This window comes from Nocardia sp. CA-128927 (assembly GCF_050955855.1).
Lineage (GTDB): Bacteria > Actinomycetota > Actinomycetes > Mycobacteriales > Mycobacteriaceae > Nocardia.
Genome location: NZ_CP192087.1, coordinates 5322033 through 5339278 on the forward strand (window position 1 = coordinate 5322033; position 17246 = coordinate 5339278).

At 66.1% G+C, this 17246-nt stretch carries 16 protein-coding genes and 1 pseudogene; 11 read left to right on the forward strand and 6 right to left on the reverse strand.

Annotated features, from left to right (window positions below):
- The first annotated feature begins 1 nt into the window (after nucleotide 1).
- The 3 genes from ACQPW1_RS24970 to ACQPW1_RS24980 are packed head-to-tail and all read left to right on the forward strand — an operon-like array spanning nucleotide 2 to nucleotide 2616.
- Complete coding sequence (locus tag ACQPW1_RS24970) at nucleotides 2-493, forward strand: HIT family protein (protein ID WP_433653909.1); 492 nt, start codon at nucleotides 2-4, stop codon at nucleotides 491-493.
- Between the two features lie 57 nt (nucleotides 494-550).
- On the forward strand, nucleotides 551-1135 hold the full coding sequence (locus tag ACQPW1_RS24975) for a PadR family transcriptional regulator (RefSeq protein WP_433653910.1): 585 nt from the start codon (nucleotides 551-553) through the stop codon (nucleotides 1133-1135).
- An 11-nt stretch (nucleotides 1136-1146) separates the two neighbouring features.
- Nucleotides 1147-2616, forward strand: a complete 1470-nt coding sequence (locus ACQPW1_RS24980) for an FAD-dependent monooxygenase (protein ID WP_433653911.1) — start codon at nucleotides 1147-1149, stop codon at nucleotides 2614-2616.
- A 41-nt stretch (nucleotides 2617-2657) separates the two neighbouring features.
- Here ACQPW1_RS24980 and ACQPW1_RS24985 read toward each other — a convergent pair whose 3' ends face one another.
- Together ACQPW1_RS24985 and ACQPW1_RS24990 are read right to left on the reverse strand one after the other, a co-directional pair.
- Nucleotides 2658-3416, reverse strand: a complete 759-nt coding sequence (locus tag ACQPW1_RS24985) for an ABC transporter permease (protein ID WP_433653912.1) — start codon at nucleotides 3414-3416, stop codon at nucleotides 2658-2660.
- Nucleotides 3417-3433: 17 nt separating this feature from the next.
- Complete coding sequence (locus ACQPW1_RS24990) at nucleotides 3434-4087, reverse strand: ABC transporter ATP-binding protein (protein WP_433653913.1); 654 nt, start codon at nucleotides 4085-4087, stop codon at nucleotides 3434-3436.
- Between the two features lie 91 nt (nucleotides 4088-4178).
- Between ACQPW1_RS24990 and ACQPW1_RS24995 the strand changes: the two genes are divergently transcribed.
- From ACQPW1_RS24995 to ACQPW1_RS25010, 4 genes are all read left to right on the forward strand, one after another.
- Nucleotides 4179-4553 (forward strand): VOC family protein, encoded by a 375-nt coding sequence (locus ACQPW1_RS24995; RefSeq protein WP_433653914.1) that lies wholly within the window; start codon nucleotides 4179-4181, stop codon nucleotides 4551-4553.
- 71 nt (nucleotides 4554-4624) lie between these two features.
- A complete protein-coding gene (gene lexA, locus ACQPW1_RS25000; RefSeq protein ID WP_433653916.1) occupies nucleotides 4625-5275 on the forward strand; it encodes a transcriptional repressor LexA in 651 nt (216 codons plus the stop codon).
- Nucleotides 5276-5308: 33 nt separating this feature from the next.
- A complete protein-coding gene (locus ACQPW1_RS25005) occupies nucleotides 5309-6172 on the forward strand; it encodes an NAD-dependent protein deacetylase (protein WP_433653918.1) in 864 nt (287 codons plus the stop codon).
- A 382-nt stretch (nucleotides 6173-6554) separates the two neighbouring features.
- A complete protein-coding gene (locus ACQPW1_RS25010; RefSeq protein ID WP_433653919.1) occupies nucleotides 6555-7451 on the forward strand; it encodes an alpha/beta fold hydrolase in 897 nt (298 codons plus the stop codon).
- A 61-nt stretch (nucleotides 7452-7512) separates the two neighbouring features.
- On the opposite strand, the gene ACQPW1_RS25015 is transcribed toward ACQPW1_RS25010, so the two are convergent.
- Nucleotides 7513-9078, reverse strand: a complete 1566-nt coding sequence (locus tag ACQPW1_RS25015) for an MFS transporter (protein ID WP_433653920.1) — start codon at nucleotides 9076-9078, stop codon at nucleotides 7513-7515.
- 92 nt (nucleotides 9079-9170) lie between these two features.
- Here ACQPW1_RS25015 and ACQPW1_RS25020 point away from each other — a divergent pair, with 92 nt between their 5' ends.
- A complete protein-coding gene (locus ACQPW1_RS25020; protein ID WP_433653921.1) occupies nucleotides 9171-9617 on the forward strand; it encodes a MarR family winged helix-turn-helix transcriptional regulator in 447 nt (148 codons plus the stop codon).
- Nucleotides 9618-9919: 302 nt separating this feature from the next.
- On the opposite strand, the gene helR is transcribed toward ACQPW1_RS25020, so the two are convergent.
- Complete coding sequence (gene helR, locus ACQPW1_RS25025; RefSeq protein WP_433665328.1) at nucleotides 9920-12115, reverse strand: RNA polymerase recycling motor ATPase HelR; 2196 nt, start codon at nucleotides 12113-12115, stop codon at nucleotides 9920-9922.
- A gap of 249 nt (nucleotides 12116-12364) precedes the next feature.
- Between helR and ACQPW1_RS25030 the strand changes: the two are divergent.
- Nucleotides 12365-12966 (forward strand): annotated as a pseudogene (locus tag ACQPW1_RS25030) (alpha/beta hydrolase family protein); the annotation flags it as partial.
- Here ACQPW1_RS25030 and ACQPW1_RS25035 read toward each other — a convergent pair.
- Nucleotides 12961-13764 carry an NAD(P)H-dependent oxidoreductase gene (locus tag ACQPW1_RS25035; protein ID WP_433653922.1) on the reverse strand — a complete coding sequence of 268 codons (804 nt, stop codon included), beginning with the start codon at nucleotides 13762-13764 and terminating at the stop codon, nucleotides 12961-12963. The pseudogene ACQPW1_RS25030 and the gene ACQPW1_RS25035 overlap by 6 nt on opposite strands.
- 91 nt (nucleotides 13765-13855) lie before the next feature.
- On the opposite strand from ACQPW1_RS25035, the gene ACQPW1_RS25040 reads away from it, so the two are divergent.
- A complete protein-coding gene (locus ACQPW1_RS25040; RefSeq protein ID WP_433653924.1) occupies nucleotides 13856-14197 on the forward strand; it encodes a winged helix-turn-helix transcriptional regulator in 342 nt (113 codons plus the stop codon).
- Here ACQPW1_RS25040 and ACQPW1_RS25045 read toward each other — a convergent pair.
- A complete protein-coding gene (locus tag ACQPW1_RS25045; protein ID WP_433653925.1) occupies nucleotides 14191-15153 on the reverse strand; it encodes a threonine ammonia-lyase in 963 nt (320 codons plus the stop codon). The genes ACQPW1_RS25040 and ACQPW1_RS25045 overlap by 7 nt on opposite strands.
- Nucleotides 15154-15241: 88 nt before the next feature.
- Here ACQPW1_RS25045 and ligA point away from each other — a divergent pair, with 88 nt between their 5' ends.
- On the forward strand, nucleotides 15242-17233 hold the full coding sequence (gene ligA, locus ACQPW1_RS25050; RefSeq protein WP_433653926.1) for an NAD-dependent DNA ligase LigA: 1992 nt from the start codon (nucleotides 15242-15244) through the stop codon (nucleotides 17231-17233).
- The last annotated feature ends 13 nt before the right edge of the window (nucleotides 17234-17246 follow it).

The following is a 17246-nucleotide window of genomic DNA, read 5'->3' on the forward strand; positions in this document are numbered from 1 at the left end:
TATGCAACGTATTCCGTTCGATGTCGCCGCCTACGCCGAGCGCGTCCAGTCGAGTCCCTGCTTCATCTGCGGGGTAGTCGCCGAGCAAGACGAGTGGCATCAGGTCATCGCCGAGGACGAGCGCAACATCGCGTTCCTGTCGAAGTATCCGACGCTGCTCGGCCATGTGCTGGTCGCGCCGAAGATCCATCACGAGCACGTCGTGCGCGATCTTGCCGAGGATGCATTCCTGAAGCTGATGGCATTGGTCTACCGGGTAGCGCGCGCTGTCGAGGACGTTCTGCCGGTCGAACGCACATACCTGCTGAGCCTGGGCAGCCAGCAGGGCAATGCGCATGTGCACTGGCACGTCTCGCCACTGCCGCCGGGCGTGCCCTACCGCGAGCAGCAGTTCCATGCACTGATGGCGGAAAACGGCGTCTTGCCGTGGACGCCCGAGCAGGCGAGCGCGTTGGCTGAACGACTACGCGCGGCTCTGTCGTACCCGGGTTGAGTTCGCTCGCGCAGTGCCGCGCGCGTATAGTCGGTTCCGACTAGTAGGAAGCGACTAATGATGGCACGCCGTAAGGTCACCAACACCCTGGCTCTCGCGCTGCTCGGGCTGCTGCTCGAACGCCCGATGCATCCCTATGAAATGGCCACTACGCTGCGGGAACGGCACAAGGACGGCAGTTTCAAGATCAACTCTGGTTCGTTGTACGACACGGTCGAGGTGCTCGCGCGGCACGGCTGGATCGAGCCGGTGGAGACGGTCCGGGATGGCAACCGTCCGGAGCGGACGGTCTACGCGCATACCGAGCTCGGGCGTGAGGAGTTCGTCTCGTGGCTCGATGAGCTGGTGCGGACTCCGGTCGCGGAGTTCCCGAAGTTCATTGCCGCGGTGAGCTATCTCGGTGCGCTGGGTCCTGAGCGTGCGGCCGATGCCCTCGAGGAGCGCGCACGCCATCTAGTCGAACGCATTTCCGGTGCGGAAACCGCACTGCAGGAGACCGTCGGTGCGGGCGCGCCGCGGCTGTTCATGATCGAAGTCGAGTACGTGCGGCACGCCTTGCGGGCCGAACTGGAATGGACTCGGCAGACCGTCGCCGAGATCCGCGATGGTTCGCTGCCTTGGCCTGAGCCCGGCACGTTCTGAGGGGGAGCACGATGTCGAACCGTCCACTGGATACCGAAGTCTTGATCGTCGGCGCGGGCCCGGCGGGTCTGATGCTCGCCTATGAGCTCGCGCTCGCCGGGGTTCGTACGACTGTCCTCGAACGTTCGCTGGAACCGTTGTGGTGTCGCGGCTATAACCTCAACGCCCGTTCCTTGGACCTGCTCGCGCGGCGCGGCCTGGCCGACGGGTTCATCGCCGAAGGCCATCAGGTGCCGAACGTTCCGGCCACCGGGATCGCGCAGCCGTTGGTGCTGGCCGGGACTCGGACCGATCACCCGTTCTCGCTGGGTATCCCGCAGACCCGCGTCGAAGAGGTGCTGGCCGAGCGGGCGATCGAGCTGGGTGCCACCGTCCTGCGCGGTCGCGAGGTTCGCGGAATCGAGCAGGACACGGAGTCGGTCACCGCCACGGTTCACGACGGACCGCACGTCACTCAGGTGACCGCGCGGTACCTTGTCGGCTGCGATGGTGGCCGAAGTGTTGTGCGCAAGAGCGCGGGAATCGCGTTTCCCGGCACCGACGCCACCTTCTTCGCCTTGCTCGGCGACGTCGAATGCGACCTGCCGTTCGGGCTGTCGACCGGACCGGACGGGCGCAATGTGTTCGTCATCCCCCGGCCCGGATACGTCCGCGTCATCGTGGGCGAAACCGACTCGCCCGCAGCAAAAGACACCCCGGTGACGCTGGAGTTGCTGCAAGCCCAGGTGTCCGATGCGCTCGGCCGGCACGTCGAACTGCGCGCGCCACGCTGGCTGACCCGGTTCGGGGACGCCGCGCGCCTGGCCGACCGCTTCCGCGATAGGCGGGTCCTGCTGGCAGGCGATGCGGCGCACATCCATCCGCCTGCCGGGGCAATAGGCGTCAATGTGGCGATTGATGACGCGTTCAACCTGGGTTGGAAGCTCGCTGCCACGGTCCGCGGCAGTGCGCCCGAGGGCTTGCTCGACACCTACCACGAGGAACGGCACGCGACCGGTGTCGCACTCCTGTCGAATCAGCGGGCGCAGGTGCTGCTCGGCGAAAACGCATCGCCGCTGGCCGAGTTGGTCCAGCGGGTCGCGGCACACCCGGAAGGCAACCGCGCGCTGACCGAGATCCTGACCGGCCTCGACACCTGTTACGAGCCGGGTGATCACCGCTGGCTCGGCCGCCTCGCCCCCAACCTCGCTTTGTCGACCGCTGACGGCGAAACGACCCTAGCCTCGCTGCTGTACCCAGGCCGTCCGGTGTTGCTGGATCTGACTCCAGAACAGGCGTTTTCGACGTGGTCGGCCTCGGTCACCACCGTCCACGCGAAGTGTCCGGAGCATCCGGAAATCCGCGCACTTCTGCTGCGCCCGGACGGCCACACCGCCTGGCTGAGCACCACACCCGCGGACGACGGTCTCCCTGATGCTCTGCATCGCTGGGTGACACCGGTCGCCACCCTCACCGGATCAACTCGCGGTACGACGGCGTAAGCAGTACGACGCCATGAAACCCGTCAACGATGAGTCCGGGATCAATCCGGTAGCGGGACGAGACGCTGGGCGTCGTCGAACAACGCGCGTTCGGCGACACGGGCGGCGGTGAGCGCGGCCAGGGCGGTGGCGGCGAGAAGCATGTACATGACCACGATCTGGTAGCGGATCGCGGTGAGCGGGTCGACACCGGCAAGTATGAGTCCGGTCATCGCGCCGGGCAGGCTGATCAAGCCGACGACCTTCGTGGCATCGATCGACGGGACCAGCGCAGTACGCAAAGCGGACTGCCGATGGGGCAAAAAGGCTTGGCGCGCAGGCAATCCCAGACACAGCCGGGCTTCGATGGCAGCCCTGGACTGTCTGGCGTCCTCGCGGATTCTGCGCAGCGCGATCCCGGTGGCCTGCATCGCGCCGGAGACGATCATGCCGCCGACCGGGACGACGACGCGGGGTTCGGTGGAGATCACGCCCAGCAGCACGAGCGCGCCGAGAGTGATCGTGGTGCCCGCGGCCACGCCGATCGTCGCGGTGCGGCGCGCCTGCGGAAGTCCTGCGCCGCGGCGGCCCGCGACCTGGCCGGCGATGATCACCATCAGGATCACCCAGGCGAACGCGCCGGGTAGTGCGGTGTGGCGGAACACGATCAGCAGGATCGCGCCGACCGCGACCAGCTGAACGCCTGCGCGGATCGCGGCGATCACCAGTTCGCGGGTGAGGTCCAGGTGCTGGCGGTAGGCGATGAAAGCCGCCAGGGCGACCAGCAGCAGCGAGGCCGAGACGCCCGTCCAGTCGGGCACTGAAAGTCCCTGTACCATCAGGATTTCCGATCGGCTTGGTCATCGGGTATGAGGCGTTTGTCGTCGAGCAGTAGGACGTCGTCGGCGACGGTGCGCACGAAGCTGTGATCGTGGCTGACGAGCACCACGGAGCCGCCCGCATCGACGTGCCCGCGAACAAGGTCGGCGATGATCGTGACGGCGGCCGCGTCCAACGCCGAGGTCGGTTCGTCCAGCAGCAGGACGTCGGGTTCGACCGCGAGCGCGCGGGCCAGGCAGACCCGTTGCGCCTCACCGCCGGACAACTCCGCGCAGCGACGATCGGCGAACGACTCCGGCAACCCAACCCGGGCCAACAAGGCGTGCACCTGCGGGATCGGTAGATCGGCGCGACCGACCCGCACCTCGTCGACTACGACATCGCTCAGCAAGACCGATCGCTGCGGCACCAGCCCGACCCGGCGCCGCAACTCCAGTACATCGAGGCCGGTGATCGGGGCGTCATCGAGCAGGATCCGTCCGCTGCTCGGTTCGGCGAGCCGGTTGAGCAGCCGCAACAGCGTGGTCTTGCCCGTCCCGCTCGGCCCGACCACCGCGGTGCATCGACCCCCGCGCAGGGTGACGTCGATGTCGACGAGCAGTGGTGTCGAACCGGCGATCACGCCGACTCGATCGAGGACGAAGGTGTGCACGGGCCAATCCTGCTCCGCGACGAGCGAACCCGTACCGTGAGGCAGTTTAATGCGCTGCATCGGCACTCGGGTCACCGATAGGCTCGCCCGCATGATTCTTCGCCACATCACGATCGACTGCGCCGATCCCTACAAACTCGCGTCGTTCTGGAGCGCCGTCACCGGCTGGCCGATGTCGGATGACGACGAAGTGGACGACGACGAGGCCCTGCTGACCGCGCCCGCGCCGGTTCCGGGATTCCTGTTCATCCGGGTTCCGGAGAGCAAAACGGTGAAGAACCGGATCCACTTCGATTGGATGCCCACCGAGCGCACCCGCGACGAAGAAGTCGAGCACCTGATCACCCTGGGCGCGGCACTGTATGAGGATCACCGCACCGCCGACGGTCGCGGCTGGGTCACCCTGCTCGACCCCGAAGGCAACGAATTCTGTGTCGAGCGAAGCAAATCCGAACGCGACGACTGACCGAACCCCACGCGACACTCCGTAATGACCTGTGCGGCGGTGTGATCGGCGATGACCTCTACGATTCCCCGGTGACCTACGACGACCTCGAGCATCTCGACACCTCCCGGCTGCCGGAACGGCAGCAGCGGATCCTTGCCACGATTCGGGACTGGGTGGTCCGGCAGGGCTACGCGCCGAACTCCCGGCAGATCGGCGACGCGGTCGGGTTGCGGTCTTCCTCGTCGGTGTCCAAGCATCTGAACAGCCTGGAGGAGAAGGGGTTCCTGCGGCGCAGCGAGACGATGTCGCGGCCGATCGATGTGCGGATGTTCCTGCAGGGTTCGGCGCCGCGGGAATCGAACGAGGATTCGGTGGCGGTGCCCGTGGTCGGTGACATCGCGGCGGGCACGCCGATCCTGGCCGAGGAGCACACCGACGACATGGTGACGATGTCACGGCAGCTCGTCGGGCGCGGCACCGTGTTCGGTCTGCGGGTGCGCGGGGACTCGATGATCGATGCGGCGATCTGTGACGGTGACATCGTGGTGGTGCGTCAGCAGAACGAGGCGCATTCGGGGGAGATCGTTGCCGCGATGATCGACGGGGAGGCGACGGTGAAGGTGTATCGGCAGCGCAACGGCCACGTGTATCTCGAGCCGCGCAACCCCGCCTACCAGGTCATCGACGGTGATAAGGCCGCCGTGCTGGGGAAAGTGGTGTCGGTGATGCGCCGCGTCTGATCCGCACATCGCGGGTCGTCGTACCCTGAACTGATGTCGGACATCTCGGAACCGGACTTCGCGCGGCTGGTCGAGTTGCTGGCCGGTCGGCGGGTGGTCGTGCTGACCGGTGCCGGGGTGTCGACCGACAGCGGTATCCCCGACTATCGCGGTCCGGCCTCGCCGCCGCGCAATCCGATGACCTATCAGCAGTTCGTCGGTGACGCGGTGTTCCGGCAGCGGTATTGGGCGCGCAATCACATCGGCTGGCGGCGGATGGATGCGTCGCGGCCGAATCCGGGGCATCGCGCGCTGGCGCGGCTCGAGCGGATGGGTGTGGTGAGCGGTTTGATCACCCAGAATGTCGATCTGCTGCATACGAAGGCGGGGCATCGTCGGGTGATCGATCTGCACGGTACCTATGCGCGGGTGCGGTGCTTGGGTTGTGAGGCGTTGATATCTCGGATGGCGTTGGCGGATCGGCTGGAGGCGGCGAATCCGGGCTTCGCCGAGGGGGCGACGACGAATGGTGTGGAGGTCGCGCCCGATGCCGACGCGGTTGTCGCCGATACCGACAGTTTCCGGATGGTCGATTGCGCGGGGTGTGGGGGAATGTTGAAGCCCGACATCGTGTATTTCGGTGAGAATGTTCCGAAGGAGCGGGTGGCGGCGGCGTTCGAGTTGGTCGATGATGCGGATGCGTTGCTGGTGGCGGGGTCGTCGTTGACGGTGATGTCGGGGTTGCGGTTCGTGCGGCATGCGGCCAAGCGCGGGCGGCCGGTGGTGATCGTCAATCGGGGGAATACGCGAGGGGATGAGTTGGCGTCGCTGATTGTTGATGCCGGATGTTCGGGTGCGCTTGTCGCGCTTGCCGACACTCTCGGGGATGTGCGGATGCTGGCCGGGTCGGCGATGTAGTCGACTTTTGTTGTGGCGCAATGCACGTCGTTGCATTGAGTGCGTCTCAGCATTCGATGCTGATTCGAGGTGGCCGCTGTGTGCGTCAGGCTTCTACGACGGAGTTTCTGAATGGAATCGCCGGTTGAATGACTGTGCGGCGTTGGGTTTGCGGGCGATGCAAGTAAGCAGTGTGTGCCGAACGGAGGCGGTTTTGCATCCCGGAACTCTTCCATTTCAACTTATATCGCACAGGTGGGCTTGCGGCAAGGGCCCGTCGGTGCCGCATACTCGCAGACCTGAGTCGGGTGCGGCCGCTGAGTAGCGGTCGTCCGGCGCGATTTTCGGGGCGGGCTGGGCGGTATGCGTGTGCTGCTGTTCGGTGGTGCGGAGCGGAGGAACAATGGTTGAGGAGAAGGCGCTGCGGGTCGGTCCTTCGGGGATCGAGATCGCCTATGAACGTTTCGGCGACCCCTCCTTGCCGCCGGTGCTGCTGATCATGGGTGGCGGTGCGCAGATGATCAACTGGCCGGACGGGTTCTGCGCCGAGCTCGTCGACCGCGGTCTGCACGTCGTCCGCTTCGACAGCCGGGACACGGGCCATTCGTCGCACATGTCCGACGCGCCGATCGTCGATATGCCTGCGGCGATGGCCGGTGATCTCGCCACCGCGTCGTACAACCTGTCGGACATGGCCGCCGATACCGTCGGCCTGCTCGACGCACTCGGTTTCGAGAGTGCGCACCTGGTCGGCCTGTCCATGGGCGGAATGATCGCGCAAACCATGGCGATCGAACACCCCGGCCGCGTCCGATCGCTGACGTCGATCAGTTCGCGCACCGGAGCTCCCGGTGTCGGCGATGCCGATTTCGCCGCGATCGGTCCGTTGGGTCCGCAACCGCACGACCGGCAGAGCTACATCGACTGGCAGATCCGAGCCTCGCGGGCGATCTGGTCGCCCGGATTCGCCTTCGACGAGGACGCCGTCGCCGAAACAGCCGGACGCGTCTACGACCGAGGACGTGACCACGAGGCGATGATGCGCCACTTCGTCGCGGTCGTGGCCTCCGGCGACCGAACCGCACAACTGAAGGCGCTACATCTGCCGACCTTGGTGCTGCACGGTGCCGACGATCTGATGTGCGACGTCAGCGGCGGCCGCGCCACTGCCGAAGCCATCCCCGGCGCGAAACTGGTTGTCTTCGACGGGATGGGCCACCACCTGCCCCGCGACCTGTGGCCGACCTTCGCCGAGCACATCGCCGAACTCATCCTCGGCGCGGAGGCCAGTCGTCCGTGATGCGATCAGCACCTCACACGCAAGGAGTGAGGTGCTGATCTACGGAATCGATGCTGAGAGCTCAGCCCCCGGTCACCGCGACCGGCTCGGGGACGTCGGCCTGTTCCGGCGCCACATCGACCGGATTTCGCTTCGGGCGCAAGGCAATCACCAACACGGCTGCGCCGGTGAGTGCGATGACCATCGTCCAGACCGCGCCGACGTGCATCGCGTGGATGAACGCGGCATCGGCGGCTCGCACCAGATCGGGGCTCTGGATCACTGTCGCGACGTGTCTGGTCTGTTCGGCGGAGACCTGTGCCCGCTCCTGTACCTCGGCGGGCAGGTCGTGCAGTGCGGACTCGATCCCACGGCGGTACGCGATGGACATGATCGTGCCGCCGACCGCGATGCCGAGCACGCTGCCGGTCTGGCGCACGGTGTTGGTGACCGCGGATCCGGCACCGGCCTGCGTCAACGGCAGGGTGTTCATCAAAGCCGCGGTCACGCTGCCCATCACGATGCCGATCGACAGACCCTGGACCAGCAACACGATCTCGTTCCAGACGAGCGGGGTATGTAGGCCGAAGAACGCGAAGCTGCCCATCGCCAGCGCCGCCACGGCCAACGCGGTCGCGGTGACCGGGCGGAGCGACCAGCGGCGCACCAATCGGATGCCGAGCGGCCCGCCCACGATCGCACCCAGCGCGGCCGGCGAAGTGGCGAACCCGGCCTGCAGCGGCGAGAAGCCCCGTGCGCCTTGCAGATAGAACGCTCCGTAGAAACCGGCGGCGGTCATGGCGAAGAGCAACAGCCCGAGCGCGGCATTGCCACCGCCGAACGTCCGCTCCGCGAGTAGTCGAGGATCGAAGCTCGGCTGGCGGCTGCGCAGTTCGACGAACACGAAGGAGCCCAACAGGATCAGGCCCGCGGTGATCGGCGCCCAGACATCCGCCCGGCTCCACGCGGCCACCTGCCCCGCGCGAATCAGCCCGTAAGCCAACGCGGCGAGCCCGGTGATCGATAGCAGCAGACCGGTCAGGTCCAGCGACCGCGGGGTCGGGCTGCGGAATTCGGGGATCAGCGTGGCGATCCCCACCAACCCGACCAGCACCGCCGGGACGTTGATGAGAAACACTGAGCCCCACCAGAAATGGTCGAGCAACACACCCGCGAGCAGAGGCCCTGCCGCGATTCCGACACCGGCCGAGGCCGAGGAAACGCCGATCGCGGCTGCCCGGGCGGGTCCGGTGAAGGTCCAGGTGAGGATCGCCATGGTGGCGGGCATGATCAGCGCGCTGCCCACGCCCATCGCGGCTCGCGCGGCGATCAGCTGGCTTGCGTCACCGGCGTAGGCCGCCCATATCGATGCGGCGGCGAAGGTCGCCATGCCGGTGGCGAGCACGGTGCGGTGTCCGAACCGGTCGCCCAGTGCGCCCGCGGTGAACATCAGGGCGGCGAAGACCAGCGTGTAGGAACCGGTCGCCCATTGCAGCTGGGCGGGTGTTGCGCCGATGCCGCGGACCGGGTCGGCGAGGGTCTGGAAGGTCAGGCTGAGGATGGTGTTGTCCATCCAGATCAGGAACGAGGACAACACGAGTACGGCGAGGATCAACCGCTGCCTTGGCTTCGGCAACGTCGGAGACATGATCATGGAAACCTTCGCTAAGATTGGCAAGAACCTGACGATTAACTTGGCATAATCGTCAGGAACCTGTCAATGCCGAGGAGGTCTTTTCGTTGGGTTCCTACCGGGACGAGGTCGGGTCGCTCACCTTCATGGTCCGCAAGGTCTGGCTGAACATGCGGGCGGCAATCGGGGAGGAGCTCAAGGCCTTCGGCCTGTCCACATCGCAGTACGCCACCTTGATGATGACGGCCGCGCACCCCGGAATGTCGGTCGCCGACATCGCCCGCGAGGTCGCGAGTTCCCGCCAAGCCGCCAACGAAATGCTCGGCGGGCTCGAACAAGAGGGCCTGATCGAACGCCGCCCCCACCCCTCCGACGGCCGCACCCACCAGATCAGCGTCACTGAATCCGGCCGAATCCGCCTGGCCGAGGCTCGCGTCGCCGTCGGCCGCCGTGAGGCTGAACTGGAAGCCTCATTCACTCCCGCGCAACAAGCCGCGATCCGCGACTGGCTCGACGGTATCTCCGACGCTTGCCATGGATCGACGCGGTCGTAATCTGCTGTGGGGCAGGTGAATTCGGTGTGCGCCACGCGCCGCTGTCAGTGGGTCGGGCGCGGGAACTCCCAGAACATCCGAGGCAGGAATCCGGCTCGATACCAGTTGACCGCGTAACGAACACAGAGTTCGGAGGTCACTTCGACGGGCTGCTCAGTGGCTGCGTCGCTTGGGCTCCCGCAGCATTGGCGCGCTAGCCGTGGTCATGGGTGGGCCCAACCTGTCCGCCGGAACGCCGCGCGGACAGGTTGAGGGGCGTCGACTTCGCGCGCAGAGCCTGTCTGCACATGAAATCGCTACGCCTACCGTTGATTTCCGGCCCGGACGGGCGTGCCGATCTCGGTGAGTCCGGTCAGGGCCTCGGGCAATGGGCCCTGATGGAGGACGCCGAGGCGCTGAGTGGCTCGGGTGAGGGCTACGTACAGCTCGGCCGCGCCGCGTGGACCGTCGGCGAGGATTCGTTCCGGGTCCACGACCAGGACAGCGTCGTACTCCAGGCCCTTGGTTTCCGATGCCGTCACGGTGCCCGGTACGCCCGGTGGTCCGATCACGACACTGGTGCCTTCGCGACCGGCTTCGTCCCGGACGAATTCCTCGATGGCAGCTGGTAATTCGTCATCGGTGACCTGCTTGGACCACGGCTGGACCCCGCACGCGCGGACCGATTCCGGCGGCTGGACCCCGGGGGCGAACTCGGCGAGTAGTGCGGCGGCGACGCTCATGATCTCGGCCGGGGTGCGGTAGTTCACCGACAGTGCGCGGTAGGCCCAGCGGCCAGGGACATACGGCGCCAGCATGGTGTCCCACGAGGTCGCGCCGGCCACCGACCGGCGCTGGGCGAGATCGCCGACGATCGTGAAGGATTTACCGGGGCAGCGGCGCATCAGGACGCGCCAGTTCATTGCGGACAGTTCTTGAGCCTCGTCGACCACGACGTGGCGGTAGGTCCAATCCCGGTCTGCCGCAGCGCGTTCGGCGAGTTCTCTGGTGTCGCGTTCGAGGAAGCGGTCGGCCAGGTCTTCGGCGTAGAGGAGGTCCTGGGCGAAGAGGTGGTCCTCGTCGTCCATCATGTCCTCGCGGCTGACCATGACGTCCAGCACGCCTGCGGCGTACTCGGCCTCGGCCTTTCGTTCCCGCTCGGCGGTCTGATCGGCCGGTTTGTCGGGTCCGAGCAGGTCGACCAGTTCGTCGAGCAGTGGCACATCCGGCACCGTCCAGGCATCGCCTTCGGCACGCCACAGTGCCTCGTCGGCGCCCGCCGCACGCAGTCGATCGTGCGACGAATACAGCTGTGCCAGTAATGCTTTCGGCGTCAAGATCGGCCAGAGTTCATCGAGTACGGCGGTGAATGCGTCGTGCGCCGCGAGCTCTTCGAGTAGGTCTTCGCGCAGCTGCTCCCATGCTTCGCGGTCGTCGCGGGTCAGCCAGTCTTTGCCGATCCGGGCTATCGCTCGTTCGGTGAGCACGTAGGTGATGATCTCGCGGAACACCTCGCGGGCCTCGTTGTGCGGTCGCCCGCTCCCGCGCGCCTCCTCCCTGGCCCACTCCGCGGTCTCGGCGTTGATCTGCACCGTGACGTCGGCCAATTCGATCGTCACCGGATCCTTCGGCAGGCGTTGACGATCGGCGACCGCCGCGGCGAGCACCTCCAGGATCTTCAGTGAGCCCTTGAGCTTCGCGGCTTTCGGGGTGTCGTCGGCGGTGACGCGCAGTCCGGGGACGAGCTCGCCCGCGGTCGTGAACACCACGTTGGTCTCGCCCAGCGACGGCAACACATGGGCGATGTGGTTCAGGAACGCCGGATTGGGCCCGACCACGAGCACACCCTGGCGTTCCATCCGCTCCCGCTGCGTGTAGAGCAGGTACGCGACGCGGTGTAGCGCCACCACGGTCTTGCCGGTGCCCGGTCCGCCTTCGATTATTAGCACGCCCGGATGATCGAGGCGGATGATCTCGTCCTGCTCGGCTTGGATCGTCGCGACGATGTCGCGCATACCCTCGCCGCGCGGTGCGTAGACCGCCGCGAGCAGTGCTGCGTCGCCTCGCTCGCCGTCATCGGGACGGCCGAGGACCTCGTCGGTGAAATCGACGATTTGTCTTCCGCGAGTGTGGAATTGGCGGCGTCGACGCATGTTCTCCGGTGTCGCGGCGGTGGCGACGTAGAACGCGCGCGCCGCGGGTGCCCGCCAATCGAGCAGCAGCGGTTCGAACTCGTTCGCCTCGTCGTAGAGACCGATCCGGCCGATGTAGGAGTGCTCGCCCGACAGGGTGTCCAGCCGGCCGAAGGACAGACCGTTGTCGGCCACATCCAGCCGCTGCACCGATTTGCCCAGCGCGCGCACCTGGTCCTCGCGCTCCATCGCCGACCCGTCTCTGCCACGCAACGCCGCGCTGTACTGCCCTTTCACCCGCGCGCGCTCGGCGTCCAGGCGCGTGTAGAGCTCGGCCACGTAGCTGCGCTCGGACCCTAGTTCCTCTTCATGCCCCTGAGTTGGCATGTGCCCCTTACCTTTCCGCTGGCTCGACGATGTCGCGTTGTTCGGCACGCCGCCCGCGAGCCCCACCGTCGGCTCGAGATCCCCGCCCGACCCATCGGTCGACAACAACACACGCAACCTCGTGACTCCCATTTCCGCAGGTTCTGGCCTCGGCCAGCGAGTATGCGGTACGGAGGGGGTCTTGCCGCAAGTCCCCATGTGAGTTATATATTGAATACGGAAAGGAAGCAGTGAGCTCCTTTCCTTTTTCACTTTCGCGGGTCGATCGGGTACGGCAAATCGTTCGTCAAAGCCTCGATCAAAGAGTTCGCGGGCAAGATGCACGACGACCTGATCGACGCCGTGGAATGGGCCGTCGAACAGGGCTATGCCGATCGGGAACGGGTCGCGATCTTCGGTGGGTCCTACGGTGGCTACTCCGCTCTCGTCGGCGTCGCCTTCACCCCCGATGTCTTCGCCGCGGCCATCGACTACGTCGGCATCTCCAACCTGGCCAACTTCCTGCGCACGATCCCTGCGTTCTCCAAGCCGCACACCGCCAACAACTGGACTCTCTTCGTCGCGACCCCGACGACCCGGAACAGGAAGCCGACATGCTCGCACGCTCACCGATCACCCACGTGGACCGCATTGGCACCCCGCTGCTGGTTGTCCAGGGCGCCAACGATGTTCGGGTGGTGCGCGCCGAATCCGACAATCTCGTCGACGCACTCCGCAAGCGTGGGGGTGAGGTCGAATATCTGATCAAGGACGACGAAGGACACGGGTTTGTGAACCCGGACAACCAGATCGAGCTGTTCCACACGATCGAGCGGTTCCTCGCTCGACACCTGGGTGGGCGGGAATCATGAACAGCTAGTCACTGCCATCTCGGGGTTGTCCAGGCGGTGGATGGTGAAGCCGCGTTCTCCGGGTTTGACGTGTGGTTGCAGTTCGTGGGTGGCGGTGTAATCGCCGCCGCGCAGCGGTCGGTAGCGGATGGGTGGTTCCCTGCCGAGGGTGTCCATGCGCGTGGTCAATGCGTCGACCAGGTGGCGATGGGTGGCGTCGTCGACGCGGTTGGCGCTGCTGATGAGGTGCGGGCGCAGGGGCAGCATGCCGGTGTAGTGCGCGGTGCCGTGTAGTAGGGGCCAGAGGATGTCGTCGATGTCTCCACTGATGCCTCGCGGGCCGAGTGCGTCGGCGCGGTCACCGGCGGTGACGATGGGCAGCAGGCGTCGACCGGCGAGGCCGCCGTCGCCGTACTTGCAGACTTTGCCGTCCCGGTCGCGGATGCCGAAGGCGAATCCGTTGGTGAAAACGCGGTCGAACCAGCCCTTGAGGATCGCTGGCATGCCGTACCACCAGAGCGGGAATTGCACGATGACGGTGTGCGATTCGATGACGAGTTGCTGTTGGCGGGCGACATCGGCGGGCAGCGTGCGGTGCAATGTTGCATGGTGTTGCCGATCGGAGAGCGTGTCGCCGGGCGCGGCAGTGGTGTCGGCATCGGTCAGGACCGGGTTCCAGTGTTCCGCGTGCAGGTCGACATCGGTGACCCGATTTCCCGTGCGGCGCAGGTGTTCTACGCCGTGTCGATACAGCGAGTGGCTGAGTGAGTCGGGATCTGGATGGGCGAAAATCCACAGGATTGATCCGGAAGTAGTCACAGGGCTACTTTCGTACCTAGTCCTCGATGTGCCAAGTACTGACATTCATGGCACATAGTGACTGAAAGGTAAGCATTGAGGTAGGAGCGTTATGCGTAAGCAGGTTGAGACTGCGTTGGCGGTGTGTCCGGTCGAAGTTGCGGTCTCGGTCCTCGGTGGTGCGTGGAAGTTGACGATCATCAAGAACCTGCTCGGCGGGCGCCGCAGATTCGGTGAGCTCGGTCGATTGGTGGGGCCGGTCAACCCGCGCGTGCTGACTCGGCAGTTGCGTGAGCTCGAAGCCGACGGGCTCGTCAACCGGACCATCTATCCGGAGGTGCCGCCGCGAGTGGAGTATTCGCTCACCGAATTGGGAGCGACGCTCGAACCGGCGGTGGCGTGGTTGGGTCGGTGGGGAGCCACCTATGCGGAATCTGTTGTCGCAGATCACTGATAGACCCAGTGGTGATAGGCATTCATGTCGACGTTGCTGCCGCAGATGATGGTGACGATGTGACGGTCGGCGAAACGGTCACGGTTTTCCAGGACGGCTGCGACGCCGAGGGCGGCTGAGGGCTCGACGACCAAACCCGTGTGCTCCATGAGCATCCGAATGCCCGCGACGATCGATGACTCCTGAACGAGTACGGCATCGTCGGCGACCGCGAGGAGATCGTCCAAGACCTCGGGGATGGGGTATCGACCGGCGACGCCGTCGGCGATGGTGTCGGTCGATTCGGTGGTGATGACCCGGCGTTCGTGCCACGAGCGGGTCAGTGCCGGTGCACCCATCGGCTGTACACAGATCACCTCGACGGCGGGAAGCAGGGACTTGAGGACGTATCCGACACCGGTGGCCATCGCGCCGCCACCCAGGGCGATCAGGACAGCGTCGAAGGACGTTCTCGCACTTGCGAGTTCGAGACCGATCGTCGCGGCGCCCTCGCAGGTCTCCACGTCCAGACTGTCCTCGACCAGTCGAATGCCGCGCTGTTGCGCGATACTCGCGGCTCTTTCGCGGGCGGTTTCGATGTCGCCGTCCACCAGTTCTAGTTCCGCACCCAGCGTGCGGATCCGATCGAGTTTGGCGAGCGGTGCTCGCCTCGACGCCACGACCGTCACGTCGAGGCCGCGGCGGCGACCCGACCAACCGAGCGCCTGGCCGAGATTGCCTGCACTGGCACACACCGCGGCGGTCCGGCCCTGCTCGGTCAGCAGACTCGTCACGAGCTCGGTACCACGGGCTTTGAAGCTGCGGACCGGGTTCGCCGTCTCGAGTTTGATACTCACTGTGCAGCCGAGTCGACGTCCCAATGCCTCGCACTGGTACATCGGGGTATGCAGGAATTGGGGGTCGATCACGCGGCAAGCCGCGCGGATCCGGTCAAGATCAAGGCGGGTTTCGAGCATGCCGAGACCATATCCATCCGGCGGTGCCATCAACTGACGCGTTGTCGTTGCGCACGGGTGTCGGTGGGTATCGGTAACGTCTCGTGCTGTGGAAACCGGGGAACATATCCGAGAGCTCGCGGATCGCATTGTGGCGCTGCGCGATGCCTACTATCAGGGCTCGCCGCTGGTCGCCGACGCCGAGTACGACGCGATCGAGGACGAGCTACGCGCCCTGATCGCGGCGCATCCCGACCTCACGCCCGACCCGAATCCGCTGGATCAGGTCGGCGCGCCCGCGGTGCTGCACGCCCCGATCCGGCACTCGCGGCCGATGCTCTCACTCGAGAAGGCGACCAAGCCCGAGCAGGTCGCGGCGTTCTTCAACCGCTTCCCCGGCCAATCGGTAGTGGTGATGCCGAAGCTCGACGGCTTGTCCCTGGCCTTGGTCTTCGAGGACGGGCGGCTGGTGCGTGCCATCACCCGAGGTGATGGCACCACCGGTGACGACGTGACCATGTTGGTCCGCGCGCTGGTCGACGGCGTCCCCGACCGGATCGACGGCTCGGGGCGGGTGGAGGTGCGTGGCGAGGCGGTGATGCTGCGTTCCACCTTCCTCGCCTACAACACGGCGCATCCGGACAAGCCGCTGATCAATCCACGCAACGCCGCGGCGGGCACGCTTCGAGCCAAGGACCCGGCCACGGTCGCCGAGCGTCGGTTGCAGTTCTTCGGCTTCGACTTGGACACCGCTGACGGTGCTGCGGCTGTCGACCTGGAAGAGGGGCTGCGAGCGCTCGGGATCGCGGGTGCGCAGATGCGGCACTGCGCCGACGCCGAGCAGGCGCAGGCGGCGATCACCGCGATCGAGCAAGGTCGCAACGAGCTCGACTACGACCTCGACGGCGCGGTGCTGCGCCTGGCCGACCGAGATGCCTACGCGGCGGCCGGGACTCGATCGAACTCACCGCGTGGCGCGCTGGCGTTCAAGTTCGCCGCCGAGGAGAAGACCACGCTGTTGCGCGAGGTGGTCTGGGATGTCGGCAAGACCGGCAAGATCGTCCCGGTCGCGTGGCTGGAGCCGGTGTTCGTGGGCGGCACGACGGTGACAAAGGCGACGCTGGCCAACCAAGAGGTGATCAAGGCCCGCGACATCAAGGTCGGCGACACCGTGCTGGTGCGCCGCGCGGGCGATGTGATCCCGTTCGTCGCGGGCGTGCTCGATGCCGCCAAACGCACGGGCGAGGAGCGCGAGATCCTGGCGCCCAACGCATGCCCCTCCTGTGGGCAGCCGGTGACCGAGCAGGGCAATAGCCGAGAGTTGTTCTGCACCAACGCCTCCTGCCCCGCGCAGACCGTGCGCAGGCTGATCCACTGGGCGTCGCGAGCGGCCGCGGACATCGACGCCATCGGGCAGGTGTGGATCGAACGACTGGCTGAGGCAGGCATTCTGGAGAACCCGTCGGACTTCTACACGCTGACAAAGGAGCGTCTGCTCGAGTTCGATCGCGTCGGCGAGGTCTCGGCCACGCGCATGATCGACTCGATCGATGCCAGCCGTCAGGTCGGCCTGCGCCGCGCGCTGATCGGACTGTCGATCCCGATGGCCTCCGACGGAACTGCCGCTCGCCTGGCGCGGTCGGGATTCGGCTCGCTGGAGGAGGTTGCCGACGCGGGTGAGGAACGGCTCGTGGCGGTGGAGGACATCGGAACGAAGGTGGCTGCCTCCCTGGTCGCGCACCTCACGCGCTTGCGTCCGGAATTGGAGAGGTTGCGCGCGGCCGGTGTCTCACTGGACGTGCGTGAAGAAGATCTACCGCCGGTCATTGCGGCCGGTGCACCCTTGGCAGGCAAGACGGTGGTGATCACCGGCGCAATCAGTGACCCGCGCTCTGGTGAGAAGGTCGCGCGCCCCACGTTCCAACGCTTGTGCGAGCAGGCGGGGGCGACGGCGGCGTCCTCGGTTTCGGCGAGCACCGACATGCTCATCACCGGTGCGGGAGTGGGCGAGAGCAAGCTGACGAAGGCGGAGAAGCTCGGTGTCGAGGTCGTCGACCAGGGTGAGATCTGGAACATGCTGATCGACGCCAAGGTCGTCTGATGTCTCGTAATTC